Genomic DNA, 22202 nt, shown 5'->3' on the forward strand with positions numbered 1-22202 from the left:
GTCTCGAACCATGGCTGGCGGGGCCGGAGCTTGCATCGATCCCGGGCGAATGGCTTTGCCATTCGCAGGAGACGCCCCGAAGACGGGGCTCCTCAGGATGAGGCCGGAGTGGGTTGCCTCCTTTGAACGTGTCCTCGCGCTCCGCTCGTTCGTCGACTCAGTTCGTCTTCGCCACGGCCTTGGCCGGCGCGGGGGTGGTGACGAATTCGGTGGCCTCCAGCATGGCGACGCCAAGCGGGGTCGGCACCACCATGCGATACGGCACCAGCACGCGGGTTCCGGCGATCGGCACCAGGGTCACTTCGATATTGCGCTGGGCGGCAAGATATTTGATGGCGGCGCGGTCGGGCACATAGCCGGCGATCGGCGTGAAATAGACGGCGCAGACGATGGCAGGCCCACGATAGCCCTTCTCGGCCTTCACGCTTTCCATGCGCTTGTAGTCGAGCTTGAGATCGTAGCGCATGCGGCCGTCGAAGATCGACGCGCCGGTGCGGCACGAATCCGGCGTCAGCAATTCGCCGGTGCCGCCGACGCGCATCAGCGAGCCGGTCATCGGATCGATCACGTTGCGGCGATGCGCATCGGTGATCGGAATCTTCTCGGGATCGAGCGGCGGCTCCGGCTCGATGGAGAACTCCTTCACATAGCCCGGCGTGATCAGCATCTTGATCGTTTCGGACTTCTTCGCGGAGGTGGTGACGGCCTGATAATTCGACGGCACCAGCGCGCCCGCGACCACCCGGCCGGTGGACTGGCCGGAGCCCGAGCCGCCGGCAAATGCCTTCAGCAGACCTGCGGTGCCGCCACTGGCGGTCGCGGAATACTGATCTTCATTGATGTCGATGGCCCACTGGCCCTTGCCCACCGCAATGCCGGCGAGGCTGGCTTCATATTTGGCCTCGAGCTTGCCGCCCGCCAACACCGCCTGCGCAGGGGCCTGAACCGGCACGGCGGCCGGGGCCTGGCCTTGAGCTTGGCCTTGCGTCTGGCTTTGGATCTGGCCTTGCGCCTGCGCCGAGGCGTCCACCGGCAAAACCGGCAGCATCAGGCCCGCAGCGACGGCGAAACGCGCGCCAAAGCCCGCAAATCGCACTCTTGCGGGCGCGGCGGTCCGCGGGGTGGTCACCGGTCGGGTCACAAAGCGGGGCGTGCGAAGGCTCACTTGCTGATATCACCTGGTCGGCGATCCCCGGCTCAAGGCGCAGGGCCGCATCGCTCAATTGGGCTGGAGCGACCTGTTTCCGGCCCGAATACGTCGTTTATATGATGGGAACCGCGTCGGATTCCATGTGGTTTCCGCCGGCAGGACGAGCTATACAGCCCCCGAAAGCGCAGGCTTTTGCCGGTTTTGCCGCGACTTTCGCTGGCCGGATATCTTGACGATCGCGGCCAAGCCCCCTATACGTCCGCCACTCCTGAAATGGACGTGATTTTTGACCCCCTGCCCGGCTTTGGGCTCTTCGCCTTTTAGCTGCGGGGATGACAGAGGATTTTCGCCATGTCTCGGCGCTGTGAACTGACACTGAAGGGCCCCCAGGTGGGCCACAAGGTGAGCCACTCGAACATCAAGACCAAGCGCCGGTTTCTGCCGAACCTGGTCAATGTGACCTTCCTGTCCGACGTGCTCGGCCGCGGCGTGCGCCTGCGCGTGTCGGCCAATGCCGTGAAGTCGGTCGACCACCGCGGTGGCTTCGATGCCTATCTGATCAAGGCCCGCGAGAGCGAGCTCTCCCAGAAGGCCGTGCTGCTCAAGCGCGCCATCGAAAAGAAGAAGGCCGAGACCGCAGCAGTCGCGGCCTGATCGCTTCGATCAGACTTTAAGTTTTTAAATACAGAACGGCCGGATCGCGAGATCCGGCCGTTTTTGCGTTTGGGATTAAACGACGCCAACTTGAGCCGACCTCGCACTTGCCTGTGGATGCGCAAGTAAGCATCCTGCGGTTGAACCGAGCTGGAGTATCGGACTGAATGGACATAGCGTCGGAATTTCATACGAAACTCCTGAGCCGTAAGAGAAGCGCTGAGGAATACCGCGTCTATCGAGCAGGTCTCGAATGGGATTTGACTGATCCGATTGTAATAGACGGCCCCGAAGATTTTAAATCCACACAAGGCTGGCGCGACAGGCTTACGCCATATCGCCATCAGGTCAGCAACCTCGTCACCTTTTGTCGACGACTGCCGGTCACTCTGCTTGCTGACGACGTCGGTTTAGGAAAAACAATTAGCGCCGGACTGATCGTCAGCGAACTGAAGGCGAGGTCTCGTCTATCAAGAATCTTGATCGTTTGCCCCAAGATACTGGCACAGCAATGGAAGGAGGAACTTGAGGCAAAATTTGATATCTTGGCGCAGATTGCAATTGGGAAAGAGCTTCTAGAAGAGCCTGCCGAAGAGACTATTGCGATCATTACTACCTACAACTCTGCGAGATTGTACCTCGAAAGAATTCCCGAGGATCGCTTTCAGATGCTGATCCTCGATGAAGCACACAAACTTCGCAATTTATATGGCACTAAGAAGCCGCCCGAAGTTGCCAAGCAATTTAGGAAGGCCCTAGACGCTCGGCGCTTTCGCTTTGTTCTGATGCTGACTGCAACGCCCATTCAAAATCGCCTGTGGGATCTTTACTCACTAGTGGACTTGCTGACCGTGGCCAGGGGGCACGACAACCCCTTCGGAAGCCCGGGCATGTTTGCCCGGCGCTTCATCGCGGATGATAGAGAAGATGCCCGCGAGCTAAAGCACGAGGCGCGTGAGGAATTTCGTTCGATCGTCTACGGCTATATGTCTCGGGTACGACGAGGAGACGCTCAACTCTATTTCCCGGACCGTAAAGTCTTGATGCATAAAGTTGATCCGACGTCAGCGGAACTTGAGCTCATCAAGACAATCGCCAAACCAATACAAAAGCTCAACAAGCTAACTCAGATCTCAATTTTACAGGCGCTTACAAGCAGCCCCGAAGCCTTGATGGCGCAATTACTAAATATGGCGCGCAAAGGCACTGTGCCGGCCGATTTGGCCGCCGCAGTGAAAAGCATTGTCACAACAATGCCTCCAACTGCCAAACTTCTAGGTCTCGGTGGCCTCATAGAAAAACTTAAAAAAGAAAGTCCAGCAGACTGGCGACTTGTGATCTTTACGATCCGCCGCGAGACGCAAACAACTATTCAGAATTTCCTTGAACAGAAGGGACTGACGGTCGGGATAATTAACGGAGACTCTGGAGAACGCAATCAAGAGACGATCAATCGGTTTCGCGCCGATCCACCGAGCTGCAGAGTCATCGTTTCAACCGAAGCGGGCTCTGAGGGCGTGAATCTTCAGGTCGCAAATGTACTCGTCAACTACGACTTGCCTTGGAATCCAATGATTGTGGAGCAACGAATAGGCCGTGTTCAGCGCCTAGCTTCCAATCATGCTTATGTGAGCATCTATAATGTTACGCTACGCGGCACCTTTGAAGAATATATCGTTGGACGCCTCATGGAAAAGCTCCAGATGGCCGCTCACGCAATTGGCGACGTCGAGGCACTACTTCACGGATCTGATATCGGAGAAGGCGATGACGACAATGGAGAAGGCTTTGAGGAGCAAATACTTAAATTGGTCCTCGCCGCGCTAGCAGGAAAAGACACCGATAAGGCAACGCGCCTTGCAGAAAAGAGCATTGAGGACGCCAAAGCCGAATTAGAACGCGAGGAGGCCGCGATCAGTGAAATGCTCGGCAGCATGGATGGTAGCGAGTACGTAGGGCCTCGATCTCCCAGCCTGCCTCCAACTCCCCACACAATGGGCGCCGAAGAGTTTACTCTAAAAGCACTCGATGTAGTCGGAGTTCGACTTACACCCCATCCAGCAGGATTGTTTCTCGCTGAGGAGAATGCGGGCCGCGAGTACATACGTTTTCAGGAACAGACAACGGCAAACCTGAAAAGCACATTTTATGGCCCAGGAGCGCCAGCGTTCCAACGTCTCGTTAGCAGGCTTGTAGCGTCGGGGGTGCATGACGTTGAAGATCTAGACATAGACCCGGCTAAAGCTTGCGACGACACCGCCTCCGCTTGGGCTGAAACATTCGGCGGAACAAAGACTTCTACCGAGATTGGAAGAATCACGCGCGTATTTAATGGAACCGCAGTGATCCGCGTTAGAGCGACTGTTGCTCACGATAGTTATGAACGATTGGTCGACGTCGCCTGCTTACACGAAGACGCGTATACTTCGAGGGGCCGCCCTGCGCTGGCGCCCTTGCCCCGATCTTTCGAGAATCCCAATGAACTCGGGCTATTGATAGAAAAATTACAAACCGCTGCTAGCGGCGACGAGCACATCTCAGAATTCTGTCGCTTTTACCTAGAGCGCCGCGAGCAAGAAACAAAATCGTCGAAAGACGAGCGCAAACGAAAGAAGCTGCAAGACGAATTTACCCCGCGACTAGAAATGATGCTGGTTGGCTTAGAGGGTAAGCTCCATAGAAAAATTGAGGTTAAGACAAGCTACAGATTTAACTCCGGACCGGATTACGAGAGTGAGATCACGATCACCCCACACAACAAGGTTGTGGCAGGAGCCCCTCAACTAGCTCTGTGTTCAAAATCAGGAAAAACCGTTCCGAATTCTTGCATATCGAAATGCGACGTAACCGGTGCTGAGGTCTTGAGCCACCTACTCGAACGATCCGAGGTCAGCGGTCGTATGGCGCTTCCAGAATTCATGGTGACATGCGGCGTAACAAATAAACGCATTTTAGCCGACGAGGCTGAAAAGTCGGCCATCTCCGGACAGTTCGTTCGCTCTGACCTCCTCAAGGTTTCCGCGCTCAGCGGGGTCAAAGCCGAACCAGAGCATTTTGAGGTATGCAACTTCACGAAGGACTATGTGTTGCGCGATGAGATCGCAAAGAGCGAGATATCGGGCCAAAACTACCGTGTCGATCAGAAGAAAATATCGGCCGTTTCAGGGAGAAGTGGGCACAGCACTGAGTTCGTTGTTTGCCACGAGACCCGACAGCCAATCACGCATGATGAATCTGAAAAATGCGAAGTAACCGGGTATGCTGTTAGACTAGGCGTGCTGGAACGATGCGAGGTTACAGGAAAGAAGGTTTTACCCATTGGCCTCGGCCGTTGTGACATTACCAGCAAACGAGCATTGAAACGCTTCTTAGTGAATAGCAGCATCTCGCAATGTCGGGTTCTAGAAGAAATTGCAGTCAGATCGGCCGCATCTAAATTTTGCGCGCCCAGCGAGGCAAAGATCTGCGTGTGGAGCGAACGAAAGACGCACCCCGACGATATTCGTGACTGCCAGCTAACCGGCTTACCAATCCATGTTGAGTATATTGACGAAGCTGGCCAGCCCCGCTTGAGGCCCCTCGCGGAAATTCTGGATGGTGTGCGGCGAAACGCCGAGGAAGCTCATGTATGGAGCAACGTTTCTGAGCGCGTTGCCAATGCCATTGGCGGCGGAAAGTGTATCATTGAGGCTGCAGTTCGTTCACCCAGCGGTCGACATCTAGCTGCTTGTTCGCAGGTCAAGACGATGATGGGGCTGCGCGTTCATCACGTGGGTGCCATCTTTGAGCTATCCACCAATTCTATCGTTGGACGCGTAAGTTCTGGAAAACGGAGTCGAAATAAGTGGATCGAAGTAGAACGCTAGATCCATCAAGGGTAACTCCGCTCCCCCCACAACGTCGCCTCATTTCCCCCGGGGAATGCAGCGCAGCGTGCATCGTTCTCAACCCGGTTGCCCCGCACGCGGCGCGCGCAACTCACGGCTCTTATCGCACTCAAAGAATCGCCTCAAAGCCCTTGTGGCGGATGACATCGAGCAGGACGAGCGTCGGTCCTTTCGGACTTTCCGTGCCGCGCTCGAGCCTGGAGACATAGCCGACTGTCAGCTTGAGGTAGCTTGCGAACACCGCCTGGCTGAGATTGGCCTGCTCGCGAAGGGCCTTGATGTCCTCGCCCATTAGTTCAGCCGGATCTGCAGGAGTGGCGGCACCGCCGAGGTGACGCATCATGATCTTGTCGCGGACACCGTCTGTCAGAACACCGCCGGCGTGCATGTCACGCGCCGTTTCCAGCAGCTCCAGGGTCAGGCGGGTGTTGCGCTTTGTCACGCGTGTTGTCCCGGCCTTTTTGCCGGCCGTCATCGCACGCTTTCTCGCGCCCTTTGTTAGTCGGGTTTTTTAGCTGTCGAGGTCATCGCGAACCTCTCGTCTGATAGAGATATCACGGGATTGGTGACATTGAGCAGATGGATCGCCCGTCTGTCATGAGCCCCCTCACCGCCGCGAAGACGCGGCGACCTCTCCCCGGCGGGGAGAGGTGCGGCACCGCCCTGATGTGCACGCGAAGCCCTTTCGAAAATGAAAGACGCGGCGATATCGGTACGAGGTGTCGGTCAACGAAGTGAGCGAGCGGTTTCGGTCCGGGTTGGTGCCGTCGCGGTCGTCATTTCCGTCCGCGGTGCCAGAACTCTCAGCTGATGCAGAGACGCCGTGGAGGTTGGCGCCGCCGACTGTTCCTGGACGTTCGCAGCTCCCAGCACGCGAACCTGCACCGCCGATATCGGCAAACCCGCCGATCCATAGGTCGGCAACTCCGCAGCGAAGCCGGCGCAGCCACCCGCAATCGAGATCACGGCCGCGACGGCGATCGAAAAGGTCATCTTCACTGTTAAGCTCCTCGTAGGATTGAACGAGGGAGCCTAGACTTCTTTTGCTGCATTGCACAGTTCAATACCGCATTGCAACATTGCAGTTTCCGCACATCGCGCCCCGGCCTCCCGAGCTTGCCCCGGCGCGACCTGAGGCGCTTTCCGAATATTCCGATCACAGACTGCGACGAAACGCTCATCATCGATCTGGTGGTCTCGGCACTCCCCTACGCCAAACGGACCATCGGTTCCTCATGTCGTGGAGCGCGCCGTTACCGAACGCCTTCGGCAGTTCGACGACATGGCATTTTGGGATCGGTTTCTGGCGCCGTTTCTCATGGCGGTTGGTGCTTTCGAGCGAATGTCATGTGTGCGACCCCGCCGGGAGAGGATGTCGTCTCGATCTCGTAGTCCTTCTCAAGACCCTCCACGCCATCCCACAGGCGCACGCCGCGGCCGAGCAGGATCGGAACCACCACGATGTGCATGTGATCGACGAGGCCGGCGGCAAGGAAGTCGCGGATCGTGGTGGGACCTCCGCCGATGCGCACGTCCTTGCCGGCCGCAGCCTCGCGGGCCGTCTCAAGGGCCTCGGCAGGCGAAGCGTCGATGAAGTGGAACACCGTGCCGCCCTCCATGTCGATCGATGCGCGCGGACGATGGGTGAGGACGAAGACCGGCGTATGGAACGGCGGGTTGGGACCCCACCAGCCTTTCCAGTCCGGATCCTCATGCCATGTGGGGGGACCGAACTTCCTGGCGCCCATGATCTCGGCGCCGATCCCGGGCGCGAACAGCCGCAGGAACGCGTCGTCGATGCCCGCTGTGCCACCGGGCTGGCCGAGCATCTGGCGACCCCACCGGGTCGCGAACATCCATTGATGCAGCCGCTCGCCGGCATGGCCGAACGGCGCGTCAAGGCTCTGGCCTTCGCCGGTGGCGAAACCGTCGAGCGAGACGGAGACATGTTGGACACGGGCGAGTGACATGGCTGGCCTTCCTTCCTGCCGTTGGTCGCGTTTTCTTAAACCGTTCCGGAAGCGACGGCGCTACTGGTTGATCTCGGGCTCGACGAGTTTCGTGAGCTTGCGCAGGGATTCCTGCCAGCCGAGATAGCAGGCCTCGGCCGGGATCACGTCGGGCACGCCCTGCTGCTCGATGTTCACCTCCGTGCCGACAGACACGGCCTTCAACGTCACCGTGACCTTCATCTCGCCCGGCAGGTTGGGATCATCGAAGCGGTCGGTGTAGACGAGACGCTCACCGGGAACGAGCTCCAGATAGGTCCCGCCAAAGGCGTGACTGCCGCCCGTGGTGAAGTTCCGGAATGACATCCTGTGATGGCCACCGACCTTCGCATCCAGCTCATGGACGGTGCATGTGAATCCGTAGGGTGGGAGCCAGCTCGCAATCGCGTCAGGTTCGAGGAACGCGCGGTAAAGCTTCTCGGGCTTGGTGGCAATAACGCGATGCAGACGGATCGTGCTGGGCATGGGCTTCTTCCTGTGGCTCGGTTACTTCGGTTGTCGTCCGGCGGGCAGCTTCCGCCGCCCGATACATCCATGACGAACGGGCCCGCCAAGCCCCGACATCTCAGCGGAATAAAAATCCTGACAGTCTCTATATCGCGCTGAAGGATGCGCCCGGCGCCGGGAGCCGGGAAATCGTCGCAGGGCTGGTGGTCGATCTCGACGCCAACGGCGATGTGGTGGGCTTCGCTATCGATCAGGCATCCGGCAAGCTCGACCTCACGCGAATCGAGACGTTCGCGCTGCCAGCGGTGAGCGCAGCAGAGTAAGCGCAAGGCCCCTCACCCGCGGACGTTGCGGTTTTTCACCAACGCTTTGCCAGCTCTCTTTGTCATCACTGACCTCGACCAAAAATCTCATTCGTGAGAGTGCTGATGTGCTGCTGCCAGTATAGCGCATCACCGCTTTTCCCGCACCAAATCGCCTCATTTCCTCCGGGAACGCAGTGCAGCGTGCACCGTTCTTAACCCGGTTGCGCCGCATGCGGCGCGTGGGACAGATGAGGAGATTTCGATGCAACAGATTTTGAAGAAGGCCGTGTTTTCGAAGGCCTTGCTTCCGCTGGCACTGGCGGGCGCGATTGGCGTCGCGGCGCCGGCTGTCGCCGCCGATGTCTATATGCGCCAGCCCGCGCCGCGCGCCGCCGTGGTGGTGCCATCCGGCCCGCTGACGCTGCAGGATGCGCTGGCGATCGCGTCGGGGATCGGCGTGGTGACGGTGCAGAACACCCATTTCGACGACAACGAATGGGAGATCGAGGGCCGCGATCAATACGGCAAGTGGATCCAGGTCGACATCGATGCGCGCACCGGCGAAGTGCGCCATGTGGAACGTTCGATTATCTGATCGGGTGGGAAGTGAGCAGGCGGCGCGCGATGAGCGCGCCGTTTGTTTTTGTGGGTGCTTTTGAGGCGCCGACGCGAATGGCTCCCCTCTCCCCTTGCGGGAGAGGGTGGCGCGTAGCGCCGGGAGAGGGGGCCGCGGGCGACGGAGTTTGTGGCTACCCCTCTCCCCGACCCTCTCCCGCAAGGGGAGAGGGGGCATGACCGACGGTGCGTCGTGACACTGGAGTAGCGTCAGCGCCTACCTCAATTTCAATCCCGTCGCGGCTTCCAGCTCTGCGATCGCCTGTGCACCTGATGTCACCTTGATCGTGGTCATGCCGAGTTCGCGCGCGGGCTTGAGGTTGACGCCGAGGTCGTCGAGATAGACGCAATGTTTCGGATCGACTGACAGTTTGTCGGTCATCATCGTGTAGATGCGCGGATCGGGCTTGCGCAGGCCGATCTTGGCGGATTCGATGACGTGATCGAACAGCACCATCACTTCGGCCACATAGAGCGCGCGGCCGTCGGTGGAGCCCATGGCATTGGCCGGCAGATTGTTGGTGATGCAGCCGGTCTTGAACGTCTGCTTGATACGGCGCAGCGCCTCGACCATGTCGGGGCGGATCTCGCCTTTCAGCAGCTTGACCACATCGCGGCCGGGCACTTCGGCGCCGAGCGCTTTGGACTCGGCGGCGAACAAAGCGTCGAAGGTTGGGAGATCGATTTCGGCGCGCTCGAATTTCGCCCAGGCATTCTCGAAATGGTTATCCGCATTGGTGCGGCGGATGATGTCCTTCGGCAGGCCATGGCTCTGCTCGTAATGCGCAAAGGCCTCGAAGGGCGAGGAGGTGATCACCCCGCCGAAATCAAAGATCACCGCAGAGATCATGTGTTTCCCTTGTTGTTGCTTCGTTGTCGTGCGTGGCCGCGCGCGAATCCCTACTCTTAAAGCGCGCCTCACACTCCGACGTCATACGCGGGCTTGACCCGCGTATCCATCTTTGGCTTCACACGCCGGGGCAAAGATGGATTGCCGGGTCAAGCCCGGCAATGACGTGGAGGGGTCGGTGCGTCGCTGAGAGTCCAGATGGACGACGGTGAAGCGAGATTGCCGGTGTCCGCAAAAAGTCAGGGTGACACCGTCACCCCGCGACGCGGGCCTCGCCTCCGAGCACGGGGCCGCGCGCGGAGCCGACGTCGCGGATCGGGGGCTGGCCGTAGAGCCGGGCATATTCGCGCGAGAATTGCGACGGGCTCTGATAGCCGACCGCATAGCCGGCGCTGCCGACATCGAGCCGCTCCACCAGCATCAGGCGGCGCGCCTCGTGCAAACGAAGCTGCTTCTGATACTGCATCGGCGTCATCGCGGTGACAGTCTTGAAATTGTGATGCAGCGACGATTCGCTCATGCCGACGCGGTCGGCGAGATCCTCGATGCGGAGCGGGCTGGCATAGTTGCTGCGCAGCCAGGAAATCGCCTTGGCGACCTTGTTGCTCGGGCTTTCGGCCAGCGCGATCTGCCGCAGACGCGCGCCGTAAGGGCCGACGAGCAGGCGATACAGCACCTCCTGCTCCAGCAGCGGCGCCATCACCGGAATGTCCTGCGGCCGGTCGAGCAGGCGGAGCAGCCGCAGCGTGGCGTCGAGCAGATCGGCGGAGGCCTTGGCGACGACGACGCCGCGCTCGGGGAGCTGCGGATGCGCGGGCGCATCGGCATGGCCGTTGCCGAACCGGCCGAGCACCTCCTTCAACAGTTGCGGATCGATCGCAAAGCCCATGCCGAGATGCGGCTGCGCTTCCGAGGCCTCGACGATGCAGGACGACATCGGCAGATCGAGCGACACCAGCACATAATCGCCGGCGGCATAGGTGTAGGTCTCGGTGCCCAGTTGCAGCCGCTTGGCGCCCTGCGCCACGAGGCCGAAACACGGCCACTGCGCGGTATGCACGAGCTGCGTCGGCTCGGTCTGCCGCTTCAGATAGAGGCTGGCGAGGCCGGTCGGATGGTCGCTGCCATTGGCGGCGTAACGGGCAATGATGTCGGCAATCTCACGAATCGTCTCGGTCACACGCAAACCCCTCAAGCGGCAGGCCTTTTATGCCGAGGTGTATCTAGGTGCAGTGCCGTGGCAGGGAAATGGCCGCGCCATCACTTTTGCAGGATCGTGCAAAACAGATGCAGGATCGCGCTAACGCCGACGCGGCTGCGTTTGCGATAACAGCGTCAGCCACAGAGCAGATCGGCGAGCCGCCCGCGGGCCTCGGATCTGCCAGGCCATACGGGTATCGGGTCGAACTCCCCGCCTTGCGCGTCCAGACTGTTGTCGGGGCGCGATCACGCCCGGATCGATTCCGCCTCAAAATCTACGCACACGACTGACGATCAAGACAGACATCATCCAGATCCAAGGACATGCCATGACAAGACTGGCAGGAAAAGTTGCGCTCGTGACCGGCGCCGCGGACGGCATCGGCGCGGGCATTGCGCGGCGCTTCGGCGCAGAAGGCGCGGCGGTGATCGTGCATCACGCGGACGATCCCCGCGGCGCGGCGCGCGTGGTCGCCGAAATCGTGTGGCGCGGCGGCCGCGCCATCGCCGTGCAGGGCGATATCGCCCGCTGGCCGGACGTGCGGCGGCTCTATGAGGAAATCGCGGCGACCTTCGGCCGGCTCGATATTCTCGTCAATAACGGCGCCTTCGCGCGCAGCGAAATAGAGGACGTGGTGTCCGAGGACGAGTTGCACCGGCAGCGCGAGCTGAAGGTGTTCGGCGCCATGCTGCTGTGCCAGGAGGCGGTGCGGATGTTCGGCGTCGCCGGCGGAAGTATCGTCAATCTCACCGCCCTCGACGGGATTCCGACAGCGCCCGCATCACTGCCGGACCCCGGCGCCGACGCCGCCATCGATGCCATGACGCGCGGGCTGTCGCGGGCCTATGGCACGCGCAATGTCCGCGTCAGCACCATCGCACCCGGGATGCTCGGCCCGGAGGAACCCGCCGCCATCGACGTGCTCGACGGCAGCGTGCGGAACCGGCAGTTCATCGCTTTGCCCGCTGCGCGCAACCACACAACCGAGGGCATCGCCGACATCGCCGTGGCGCTGACCTGCGACGACAGTGCTGATCGTTCCGGCCGCGACATCATGGTGGCCGGCGCCATGCGGTGACGTGGGAACCCGCTTTCCAGGTTCCCTCCCGACGTTTATGGGCGTGCCTGCGCGGCACGCCCATATTTCTTTTTGCGCATTCGCCGACCAAAGCGTCTCGATTTCTTTCACATCCTATTAACCGCCCGTCACAAAACGGCGAAACGAAACTGTTGATCACCGCGTAGCTGTCAAAGAATTACCGGTTCTGATGCTATGCGTCGGTGATTGTAACGCAGTCCTTTTTGATCGACGAAAGCCAATGCTGGCCCGTAATACATCCGAGACGACCCGCCGGATCTCCCCGCGCTGGCTGCTGGCCGCTGCGGCGATCGTCGTTGTCGGATTCACAGTCATCTGCGGCAGCGTGCTGATGAGCATGCGCCGCGGCGACGAGAAGCTGGCGCACCAGACGCTCGGCAACCTCGCCTCCAGCATCGATGCCGATGTCGCCCGCAATGTGGAACTTTACGATCTGTCGCTGCGCAACGTGGTCAGCAACATGACCTCGCCGGAACTGGTCGAGATTTCGCGGCCGATGCGGCAGTTGATCCTGTTCGACCACGCCGCCACCGCGCGCCATTTCGGCGCCATCCAGGTGATGGATGTCGCCGGCAATGTGACGCTGGATTCGTCGACGCTGGATCCGAAGCAGCAGAATTTCGCCGATGAGGAATTCTTCAAGGTGCACAAGCGCGATCCGCTGTTCGGCCTCTATATCTCCAAGCCGATGCTGCATCAGGGCAGCTACGGCATCGTACTGAGCCGCCGTATTGCGGCGCGCGACGGAACTCTCATCGGTGTCGTCTCCGGCTTCATCCGCTACACGTATTTCCACGAGATGGTCGATCGCCTGCAGCTCGAACCCAACGACGTCATCACGGTCCTGCGGCAGGATGGCGTCATCGTCATGCGTGCGCCGTTCGACATGGACGTGATCGGCCGCGACGTCAGCAAAATGCGCGGCGTGCAGAAGGCGCTGGCCTATTTCTCCGGCTCCTTTGTGGGGCGCGGCTCCAATGACGATATCGAGCGGCTGTTCGTCTGGCGTGAAGGCGCGCATCCCCTGATCGTGATGGTCGGCCGCTCCACCGACGTGATCTTCGGCCAATGGCGCAAGGATGCGCTGCAGATCGGCGGCGCCATGGCTGCCCTCGGCCTGATCGCCTGCGCGCTGATGCTGATCCTGGCGCGCGAGATGGGCAAGCGCGGCGAGATGGAAGACAGGATGGCACGCCTCGCCATGACCGACGGCCTCACCGGTCTCGCCAACCGACGTCATTTCGACGTGGTCATGGATAAGGAATGGCAGCGCGCCCAGCGTGTCCGCGCGCCGATCTCGCTGCTGATGATCGACGCCGACCACTTCAAGGTGTTCAACGACAATTTCGGCCATCAGGCCGGCGACCTCGTTCTGTGCGGGATCGCCTGGAGCATCGCCCGGCATGCCAAACGCGCCAGCGATTGCGCCGCGCGCTATGGCGGCGAGGAATTCGCCCTGATCCTGCCGGGCCTCTCGCTGGCCGACGCCATCGAACTCGGCGAACGAATCCGCGTCGAGGTGGGCCATCTCGAGCGCGACGGCATGACCACGACGACGATCAGCGTCGGTGCAGCGTGTCTCGTGCCGTCATCGCTAACCACGTCGAACGACCTGATCAGCAATGCCGACAGTGCGCTCTATGCCGCAAAAGCGCACGGTCGCAACCAGACATGGCCGGTCGCACCGCTGCAGAAAAGCCTTGCGGCGTAAGCAGATACCATTTGTACGGTTGTAATTAACCCGCGGTTCACCTGACTTCCTAACGCGTCTTCCACCCTTGCTCGGGTATTCCTATGCACGAGGGGTAGGAATTCATGCGGCTGCTGGGGAGGCGAATGACGAACGACGTGCGCGTTTCAGCGCCGGGCTCCGCCGAACATGGCGATGGGCGCTCGACGACACGTCGCGCGCCAGTGCGCTGGCTCGTGGTCGTTGGCGCCGTGCTGATCGTCACCATTGCCGCAGGCACGGCGATGACCGTGAACAATTTCCGTCAGCGCACGATCGACAATTCCAACCGCGAACTTGAAAACACCGTGCTGCTGCTCAGCCGGCATTTCGATCAGCAGTTCCAGGATCTGCAGCGCATCCAGAAGAGCCTCACGGCTCATCTTCTCGCCAATGGCGTGATGTCGGTCCACAGCTTTGCCAGCAGCATGTCGAGCTACGAATCCCACATGATGCTGAAGTCGAAGGTGGATGATGAATTCGTCAACGACATCACCGTTCTCGATGCCGAAGGCCGTCTGGTCAACTGGACAGGAGCCTGGCCCGGACCGGATCTGGTGCTGGCCGACCGTGAATATTTCCAGAAACTCAAATCGCAGACCTTCACCCAGGACGAAGAGATCGTGCAGCCCGTCCTGAGCCGCATCACCGGCCGGTGGAAGACGCTGTTCGCACGTCGCATTACAGGGCCCAAGGGCGAATTCTTCGGCATCGTGACGCGCAGCGTCGAACCGCAGCAATTCGAAAAATTCTTTGCCTCCGTCTCGCTCGGCGAGAACGGGACCATCGCGATGTTCCACCGCAATGGCACGTTGCTGGCGCGCTACCCGCAGACGCCCTCGTCGATCGGCAAGGTTTTCAATAGCGGCCCGCTGCTGCAACATCTGCGCTTCAGCGACGCGCCCGCAACCATCCGCACCGTCAGCCCCATCGACAATATCGATCGGCTCGGCTCGATCCGCCTGCTGCAAAACTTTCCGGTCGCGCTGGTCGCAACCACGACGGTCGAGGGCACACTGGCCAACTGGCGCGACCAGACCAAATTTCTCGTGACCCTCGCGACGCTGTCGGCCCTGATCCTGGCAGGCCTGCTTTATCTGATGATCCGTCACATCCAGCGGCAGAACCGTGCAGCACAGTTGCAGATGACGCTGGAGAAGAACCGCCTCGACACCGCCATCAACAACATGACACAGGGCCTGCTGCTGTTCGATGCGCAGGCGCGCGTGGTGGTCTGCAACCAGCGTTATCTCGACATGTACGGGCTATCGCGCGAGGTCATCACACCCGGCCGGCCGTTCCGTGACGTGATCGCGCATCGCAAGGAAACGGGCTCATTCGCTGGCAGCGTTGACGCCTATGTGGCGGAAGTGTTGCGCGACGTCGGACGGTCGCACATCCAGATCATGCAGACCGCCGATGGCCGCACCATCCAGATTTCGTCGCGGCCGGTGGCCGATGGCGGGTGGGTTGCGACCCATGAAGACATCACCGAGCGGCGCAATGCCGAGGAGAAGATCGCGCATCTGGCGCATTACGATGCGCTGACCGACCTGCCGAACCGCACGCTGTTCCGCAACGAGCTCGAACGCGAATTGAAGCGCGTCGCGCGCGGCGCGCAATGCGCGGTGCTCTATATCGACATCGACGAATTCAAGGGCATCAACGACTCGCTCGGCCATCCCGTCGGCGACGAACTGCTCAAGGGCATCGCGCTGCGGCTGCGCGGCTGCGTGCGCGGCTCCGACGTGGTGGCGCGGCTCGGCGGCGACGAATTCGCTATCGTGCAGACTGGCGTCGAGAGCCATGCCGACATCACAGATCTTGTCGGCCGCATCTATGATGCGATCCGCCAGCCATTCGATTGTCTCGGCCACAGCCTGCTCACCGACGCGTCGATCGGCATCGCGCTGGCGCCGCGCGACGGCGCAGACCTCGATACGCTGCTGAAGAACGCCGACCTTGCGATGTATGGCGCCAAAGCCGACGGCCGCCGCACGTTCCGTTTCTTCGAGCCCGAAATGGATGCGCGGGTGCAGGCCCGTCGCTCGCTGGAGCTTGAACTACGTCACGCCGCCGGCGATGGCGGCTTCGCTAAAGGCGGTTTCGAAGTCTATTATCAACCGCTGCTGACGCTGCGCGACGACACCATCGTGGGCTGCGAGGCTTTGTTGCGCTGGCGTCATCCCGAACGCGGCATGATCTCCCCGGCCGAGTTCATTCCGGTCGCCGAAGATATCGGCATCATCAATGAGCTCGGCGAATGGGTGATGAACACCGCCTGCGCCGAGGCTGCCAACTGGCCCGACGACATCCGGGTGGCGGTCAATGTCTCGCCGGTTCAATTCCGCTGCGCGTCACTGGCGCTGAAGGTGACCGCCGCCCTCGCCGCGTCCGGACTGCCGGCGCGGCGGCTGGAGCTCGAAATCACCGAGGCCGTGCTGATCCGCGACGACGAGACAGCACTGGAAATCCTGCACGGGCTGCGCGAGATCGGCGTGCGCATTGCGCTGGACGATTTCGGCACCGGCTATTCGAGCCTGAGCTATCTGCAGCGTTTCCCGTTCGACAAGATCAAGATCGACCGTTGTTTCGTGACCGATATCGCCGATGCACAGGGGTCGTCCTCGATCGTGCAAGCCGTGGTCAATATCGCGAGTTCGCGCAACATGACGACGACGGCCGAAGGTGTCGAGACGCCCCGGCAGAAGGAGCTGCTGCGCGCGCTCGGCTGCACCGAGATGCAGGGCTATCTGTTCAGCCCCGCCAAGCCCGCAGCAGAATTGCGGGATCTGTTGATCGCGCATCAGGCCAACAAGGCCGAGGCTGCGGCCTGACCGTTTATTCTACGAGCGTGAACTGCATCAGCAGGGTTCGCTGCAGCATCGAGAAATTGTCGTCCGAGATCAGCGTCAGCACTGTGTCGCCCTCCGGCGTCACATGGACATCGAGCCCTTCGAAATTGTCGATTTCGTAGCCGAGATCCGCATCGAAGATAGTGGGGCCGTCGATGACGGCGTCCGGCACGATCGATGCGAGGGGAATCCGGCGGATGCGGACGCCGGTGTCGCCGAACAGCGAGAACTTGCGTTCCAGCAGCAGCAGATCACCGGATGGCAGCAGCGCCGCATCGCTGATGTCATAATTTTTGGTGCGGCGAACCGAGAAATTCGCCGGTGCCTTGCCGCCGATGATCCAGGCCGCAATATTGCCGGCGCTGTCTAGCCCGCGCTCCGAGATCGCCAGCAGCATGCCGGCCAGCGGCGAAGACTTGAACCTGTCCTTGCGCACCACCACCAGCGCTTCGAGACTGCCATTGCTGGGCAGCTTGCGCATGCCCGGCGGCTGCGGGATCTGCTCGCCCCGGGCCCGCACGCCATCGCGGCCGAAGTCGAATTTCAGGATCTGATGCACGCGTTCGAGGCCGATATAGACCGTCGGTCCGTCCACCGCGATCGACTCCGTATCGTACCAGCCGCGCGCGGTGATCGGCCTGCCGTCGGCGCCCAGCATCGGCGCCGCCTCGACATCGACAATGCCGACCATGGTATCGCCGCTATAGGCGATCTTGCCGGTGAACCAGTTGCCCTTATCGCTGATGGCGATGAAACCCTCGCCCTTGTCGTCCAGGCGAAGACCGGAGATGCCGCCGAAGTCCTGGTAGCGCGACGTCAGGACCAATCCGCTGCGATATTGCAGCGACCCGAACCGTGTATGCGTGCGATCACGCGTATCGAAAGCCGGGATCGGCCGCGCTTCGATCTCGATCGACACCGGCGCACGGACCGATGGCGTTGCCGGCACCAGCACGGGCTGCGCACGGGCAAGCGACGGCAGCGCGGCTGCTGAAGCCGCGACTGCAAGAAAGTGACGACGGGTGAGATGAGCAGTCAAGCGATGGCCCCGGAGGATGGGTAGAGCAAAGCAAAACCCATCCTGTAAGCCTAATGCGTTCTGCGTCGCCGACCATGGGTCGGTGCCGGCCCTGCCGTTTCGCTGAACAATTCCGCCAGCTTCTCGGTAATGGCGCCGCCGAGTTCTTCGGCGTCGACGATGGTCACAGCGCGGCGATAGTAGCGCGTCACGTCATGGCCGATGCCGATGGCGATCAGTTCGACCGGCGAGCGGGTCTCGATCTCTTCGATGATGTGGCGCAGGTGGCGTTCCAGATAGTTGCCGGGATTGACCGACAATGTGCTGTCGTCCACCGGCGCGCCGTCGGAAATCATCATCAGGATCTTGCGCTGCTCGGGACGGCCGAGCAGGCGCTTGTGCGCCCAGTCGAGCGCCTCACCGTCGATGTTCTCCTTGAGCAGACCTTCGCGCATCATCAGACCGAGATTCTTGCGCGCGCGGCGCCACGGCGCATCGGCCGACTTGTAGATGATGTGGCGGAGATCGTTGAGGCGGCCCGGATTGGCGGGCTTGCCGGCGCCGAGCCACGCTTCACGCGACTGCCCGCCCTTCCAGGCGCGCGTCGTGAAGCCGAGGATTTCCACCTTGACGCCGCAACGCTCCAGCGTGCGCGCGAGAATGTCGGCGCAGGTCGCAGCGACCGTGATCGGGCGACCGCGCATCGAACCGGAATTGTCCAGCAGCAGCGTCACCACCGTATCGCGGAACGTCGCTTCCTTCTCATGCATGAAGGACAGCGGATGATGCGGGTCCGTCACCACGCGCGACAGGCGCGCAGGATCGAGAATACCTTCCTCGAGGTCGAAGTCCCAGGCGCGGTTCTGCTGCGCCATGAGCTTACGTTGAAGCCGATTGGCCAGACGCGCGACGACGCCCTGCAGGTGCGCGAGCTGTTTGTCGAGATAGGAGCGCAGCCGCTCGAGTTCGTCGTGATCGCAGAGGTCTTCGGCTGCGATGACCTCGTCGAATTTCGGCGCGAAGGCGTGATATTCCGGACCGCGCGGCTCGTTCGCGCCGCGCGAATTCGGACGCGTGGCTTCGCCGGGCGTTTCGTCGTCGCCCATCTCGCCGTCTTCGTCGAACGTGTCCGATGCAGAGGCCTGCGCGCTCTCCATCGAACTGTCAGACATTTCGTCGGACGACTGCTGCGCCTGATCGGCGCTCATTTCCTGGGAGGCGTCGCTCTCCGGCGAGCCTTCGGCGCCGGCCTGATCGTTCTCGCCCTGGCGCTCGTCGTCCTCGCTCTCCTCGTCATCCGGCTCGGCATTGCGATCGTCACCGAGCTCCAGCGCCGACAGCAGGTCATGGACGGCATCGCCGAACTTGGCCTGGTTCTCCGCGAACCGATCGAGCTGGTCGAGGCGATCGCTGATCTTGTCTTCGAGGACCGGCCGCCAGAGGTCGACCATCTTCTTCGCGGCAGCCGGCGGCGCCATGCCGGTCAGGCGCTCGCGCACCAGCATCGCCAGCGCATCGGCCAGCGGCGCATCGGCGCGGTCGGTGATTTCGTCGAACTTGCCGCGGTGGAAATGATCGTCGAGCATCGCCGTGAGGTTCTTCGCCACGCCGGCCATGCGGCGCGACCCGAGCGCTTCCACGCGGGCCTGTTCGACGGCTTCGAACACGCCGCGCGCCTGCGGATTACCCGGCATCAGCTTGCGGTGAACCTTGGGATCGTGACAGGCGAGTTTGAGTGCGATCGAATCCGCGTGGCCGCGCACGATGGCGGCGTCGCGCTTGCTCATTTTTCGCGCGGGTTCAGGAAGACGGGCTTTGCCCGGTGAGAGACCCGGCCGCTCGGCCGCGAAGGTCACTTCAAGCTCGGGCGCTTTGGCGATGGCGCGCAAACACGACGTCACCGCGCGCTTGAACGGCTCGGTCGGCGCTTCCTTAGAGCCGGGGCGGAATTTGTTGGTCGTCGTCGTGCTCATCGCCAGTCCCTACAGCGCCTTGGTAAACCAGTGGCGCGTCACGCCGCCTGGATAACCATCGATGGTGCCTAAAGCTTCATAGTCACAGGCGCGGTAGAAGTCTGGCGCCTGAAAACTCATCGTATCAACATAGGCACGCACCGCGCCGAAGTTTCGCGCTTGATCCTCGATCGATTCGATCAGCGCCTTGCCATGACCCTTGCCGCGAAACTGCTGATCGATCCAGAAGAGCTGAATGAACAGCACGGTCATCCAGACTTCGCCAACAATGCCGCCGACGACTTCTTTCTTGTCGCGCAAAGAGATGGCGAAGCTCTTGTGCTTCTGCTTCCCCATTTTCTCGACATTGTAGCGAAACAGGCCACCTTGAACCGCGCGCTTGGTTGCTCCAATCGTGCGCTCCACGGTAACCTTCGCCATCACATCAGCTCAGCGCCACATTCACCGAGCTTTCCGCCAGCTCTGCATTGAAGCAGCGCTGATAGAATTCGGCGACCAGCGGACGCTCGAGTTCGTCGCACTTGTTCAGGAAGGTCACGCGGAACGCGAAGCCGATATCGTTGAAGATGTCGGCATTTTCGGCCCAGGTGATCACCGTACGCGGGCTCATCACCGTCGACAGGTCGCCATTGGCGAAGGCGTTACGCGTGAGATCCGCGAGGCGCACCATCTTGTTGACGATGTCGCGGCCCTCGGGGTTCTGATAGTGCTTGGCCTTCGCCAGCACGATCTCGACTTCCTCGTCATGCGCCAGATAGTTCAGCGTAGTGACGATCGACCAGCGGTCCATCTGGCCCTGGTTGATCTGCTGGGTGCCGTGATAGAGGCCCGACGTGTCACCGAGACCGATCGTGTTCGCGGTCGCGAACAGGCGGAACGCCGGATGCGGCTTGATGACCTTGTTCTGGTCGAGCAGGGTCAGGCGGCCGGACACTTCCAGCACGCGCTGGATCACGAACATCACGTCCGGACGGCCGGCGTCGTATTCGTCGAACACCAGCGCGACATTGTGCTGCAGAGCCCACGGCAGAATGCCGTCACGGAATTCGGTGACCTGCTTGCCGTCCCGGACCACGATGGAGTCCTTGCCGACGAGGTCGATACGGCTGATGTGGCTGTCGAGATTGACGCGCACGCAGGGCCAGTTGAGGCGGGCAGCGACCTGCTCGATATGGGTCGATTTGCCGGTGCCGTGGAAGCCCGTGACCATCACGCGGCGGTTGCGCGAGAAACCGGCGAGAATGGCGAGCGTGGTGGCGCGATCGAACCGGTAATCGGGATCGGTGTCCGGCACATGCGGATCGGATTCGGAGAAGGCAGGCACTTCGAGGTCGGAATCGATGCCGAACAACTTGCGCACCGACACCATCTTGTCGGGAATGCCAATCAACGCGTCGGTCTTTTCTTGCAGTTTGGTCGAGGCGGCGGTCATCAATCCTCCGTGGTCCCGGATATCCCGAAACCAGTCTAGTAATGGCTGCGGATGGGGTGCTTTGTGGAACGTATCAGAGAGCCGCGGCTGGACAAAGCCCAGCCCTTCATCAAAGTTCCCGAATGTTATCATCGAGATAGGTTCTAACGGCAATTTTTGGAAGTCTGCCCTGCGAATCAGCCGATGCTCCGGGTCGATCAATTTGCAGCGGTATTTGGGGATCGAACGGCGCGGCCGGCCATTTCAATCATATATGCTGTCAGTTGGCTGAGGCACCCCGCGCTGGATCGGAATTTCGTGACGTCCTTCATCGATTCCCTGACCCATTTTGTCGCCGCGCATGCCTGGCTGGGCTACCTCACTATTTTCCTCGCTGCCTTGCTGGAAGCCGTGCCGGTGCTCGGAACATTCATCCCAGGCACCACGGTCATTCTGGCGCTGAGCGCCCTGATTCCGGCAGGCGACCTCGATCTCGTGGCGGTGCTGGCGGCCGCCGTGGCGGGCGCCGTGCTCGGCGACGGGAGCGCATTCTGGATCGGGCATGTCCGGCAACGACAACTGCTCGACGCGTGGCCGCTTTCGAATTATCCGGGCGTGGTGGCGCAGAGCGAGGCCTTCTTCCATCGCTTCGGCACGCTGGCCGTGTTCCTCGGCCGCTTCGTTCCGCCCATCCGCGCTTTCGTGCCGGTCACGGCCGGAGCATTGGGGACCGCACCGGCGAAATTCTATGCCGTAAACATCCCCGCAGCATTGCTCTGGGCGCCGGCGCACGTGTTACCCGGCGTGCTCGCAGTGTCGGTGCTGGACCGCTATGGCGGCATTGCCGGCCTCGAAGGCCAAGCCAAGCATTACTGGATTCAGGCCGTGATCGTGGCGGCCGTGCTGGCCGGTGCCGCCGTCTGGTGGTGGCATCGCCGCAAGCGCAACACAGCAATGGAAACGTCATAAAAAGGCGTTTCAACGTTGAAATATCTCTTT

Annotated in this window: 19 protein-coding genes; 8 read left to right on the plus strand and 11 right to left on the minus strand. The window is 61.2% G+C overall.

Features of this window, described 5'->3' with window-relative positions:
* Positions 1-157: 157 nt before the first annotated feature.
* Positions 158-1129 (minus strand): DUF3108 domain-containing protein, encoded by a 972-nt coding sequence (locus tag AB7813_RS17760; RefSeq protein WP_439083926.1) that lies wholly within the window; start codon positions 1127-1129, stop codon positions 158-160.
* A 372-nt stretch (positions 1130-1501) separates the two neighbouring features.
* Between AB7813_RS17760 and rpmB the strand changes: the two genes are divergently transcribed.
* Together rpmB and AB7813_RS17770 are read left to right on the plus strand one after the other, a co-directional pair.
* Positions 1502-1804, plus strand: a complete 303-nt coding sequence (gene rpmB, locus AB7813_RS17765; protein WP_089267758.1) for a 50S ribosomal protein L28 — start codon at positions 1502-1504, stop codon at positions 1802-1804.
* 167 nt (positions 1805-1971) lie between these two features.
* Positions 1972-5670 carry a DEAD/DEAH box helicase gene (locus AB7813_RS17770; protein WP_439083925.1) on the plus strand — a complete coding sequence of 1233 codons (3699 nt, stop codon included), beginning with the start codon at positions 1972-1974 and terminating at the stop codon, positions 5668-5670.
* A 130-nt stretch (positions 5671-5800) separates the two neighbouring features.
* Here AB7813_RS17770 and AB7813_RS17775 read toward each other — a convergent pair whose 3' ends face one another.
* The 4 genes from AB7813_RS17775 to AB7813_RS17790 all read right to left on the minus strand — a co-directional run bounded on the left by AB7813_RS17775 (position 5801) and on the right by AB7813_RS17790 (position 8165).
* The gene (locus AB7813_RS17775) at positions 5801-6133 is read right to left on the minus strand and encodes a helix-turn-helix domain-containing protein (protein ID WP_441228247.1); all 333 of its coding nucleotides are present in this window, start codon (positions 6131-6133) and stop codon (positions 5801-5803) included.
* 284 nt (positions 6134-6417) lie between these two features.
* Positions 6418-6684: a hypothetical protein gene (locus AB7813_RS17780; RefSeq protein ID WP_439084264.1), complete on the minus strand. Its 267-nt coding sequence runs from the start codon at positions 6682-6684 to the stop codon at positions 6418-6420.
* Between the two features lie 323 nt (positions 6685-7007).
* Positions 7008-7661, minus strand: a complete 654-nt coding sequence (locus AB7813_RS17785) for a dihydrofolate reductase family protein (protein ID WP_439083923.1) — start codon at positions 7659-7661, stop codon at positions 7008-7010.
* Positions 7662-7721: 60 nt separating this feature from the next.
* Entirely contained in the window at positions 7722-8165 is a 444-nt protein-coding gene (locus AB7813_RS17790) for an SRPBCC family protein (RefSeq protein ID WP_439068648.1), read from the minus strand.
* A 131-nt stretch (positions 8166-8296) separates the two neighbouring features.
* On the opposite strand from AB7813_RS17790, the gene AB7813_RS17795 reads away from it, so the two are divergent.
* Together AB7813_RS17795 and AB7813_RS17800 are read left to right on the plus strand one after the other, a co-directional pair.
* A complete protein-coding gene (locus tag AB7813_RS17795; protein ID WP_439079996.1) occupies positions 8297-8470 on the plus strand; it encodes a DUF2283 domain-containing protein in 174 nt (57 codons plus the stop codon).
* 244 nt (positions 8471-8714) lie between these two features.
* Positions 8715-9047, plus strand: coding sequence for a PepSY domain-containing protein (locus AB7813_RS17800; RefSeq protein WP_439083922.1), 333 nt, complete (start codon positions 8715-8717; stop codon positions 9045-9047).
* Between the two features lie 237 nt (positions 9048-9284).
* Here AB7813_RS17800 and AB7813_RS17805 read toward each other — a convergent pair whose 3' ends face one another.
* Together AB7813_RS17805 and AB7813_RS17810 are read right to left on the minus strand one after the other, a co-directional pair.
* Entirely contained in the window at positions 9285-9917 is a 633-nt protein-coding gene (locus AB7813_RS17805; protein WP_441228248.1) for an HAD-IA family hydrolase, read from the minus strand.
* Positions 9918-10170: 253 nt separating this feature from the next.
* Positions 10171-11097 (minus strand): AraC family transcriptional regulator, encoded by a 927-nt coding sequence (locus AB7813_RS17810; protein WP_231078897.1) that lies wholly within the window; start codon positions 11095-11097, stop codon positions 10171-10173.
* Positions 11098-11446: 349 nt separating this feature from the next.
* Between AB7813_RS17810 and AB7813_RS17815 the strand changes: the two genes are divergently transcribed.
* The 3 genes from AB7813_RS17815 to AB7813_RS17825 all read left to right on the plus strand — a co-directional run bounded on the left by AB7813_RS17815 (position 11447) and on the right by AB7813_RS17825 (position 16783).
* Entirely contained in the window at positions 11447-12196 is a 750-nt protein-coding gene (locus AB7813_RS17815) for an SDR family NAD(P)-dependent oxidoreductase (RefSeq protein WP_231078896.1), read from the plus strand.
* 241 nt (positions 12197-12437) lie between these two features.
* Positions 12438-13928: a sensor domain-containing diguanylate cyclase gene (locus AB7813_RS17820; protein ID WP_439083920.1), complete on the plus strand. Its 1491-nt coding sequence runs from the start codon at positions 12438-12440 to the stop codon at positions 13926-13928.
* Between the two features lie 125 nt (positions 13929-14053).
* Positions 14054-16783, plus strand: a complete 2730-nt coding sequence (locus tag AB7813_RS17825) for a bifunctional diguanylate cyclase/phosphodiesterase (RefSeq protein ID WP_439083919.1) — start codon at positions 14054-14056, stop codon at positions 16781-16783.
* Between the two features lie 4 nt (positions 16784-16787).
* On the opposite strand, the gene AB7813_RS17830 is transcribed toward AB7813_RS17825, so the two are convergent.
* Genes AB7813_RS17830 through cobS form a run of 4 tightly spaced genes read right to left on the minus strand, consistent with a single transcriptional unit; the run spans position 16788 to position 21224 of the window.
* Complete coding sequence (locus AB7813_RS17830) at positions 16788-17840, minus strand: esterase-like activity of phytase family protein (protein WP_439083918.1); 1053 nt, start codon at positions 17838-17840, stop codon at positions 16788-16790.
* Between the two features lie 50 nt (positions 17841-17890).
* Positions 17891-19792: a cobaltochelatase subunit CobT gene (gene cobT / locus AB7813_RS17835; RefSeq protein WP_093758161.1), complete on the minus strand. Its 1902-nt coding sequence runs from the start codon at positions 19790-19792 to the stop codon at positions 17891-17893.
* Between the two features lie 9 nt (positions 19793-19801).
* Positions 19802-20197 carry a GNAT family N-acetyltransferase gene (locus AB7813_RS17840; RefSeq protein ID WP_441228249.1) on the minus strand — a complete coding sequence of 132 codons (396 nt, stop codon included), beginning with the start codon at positions 20195-20197 and terminating at the stop codon, positions 19802-19804.
* Positions 20198-20216: 19 nt separating this feature from the next.
* Positions 20217-21224: a cobaltochelatase subunit CobS gene (gene cobS / locus AB7813_RS17845; protein ID WP_068729504.1), complete on the minus strand. Its 1008-nt coding sequence runs from the start codon at positions 21222-21224 to the stop codon at positions 20217-20219.
* Between the two features lie 297 nt (positions 21225-21521).
* Here cobS and AB7813_RS17850 point away from each other — a divergent pair, with 297 nt between their 5' ends.
* Positions 21522-22172: a DedA family protein gene (locus AB7813_RS17850; RefSeq protein WP_439083917.1), complete on the plus strand. Its 651-nt coding sequence runs from the start codon at positions 21522-21524 to the stop codon at positions 22170-22172.
* The last annotated feature ends 30 nt before the right edge of the window (positions 22173-22202 follow it).

The organism is Tardiphaga sp. 20_F10_N6_6, assembly GCF_052076045.1.
In the GTDB taxonomy this organism is placed as follows: Bacteria; Pseudomonadota; Alphaproteobacteria; order Rhizobiales; family Xanthobacteraceae; genus Tardiphaga; species Tardiphaga robiniae.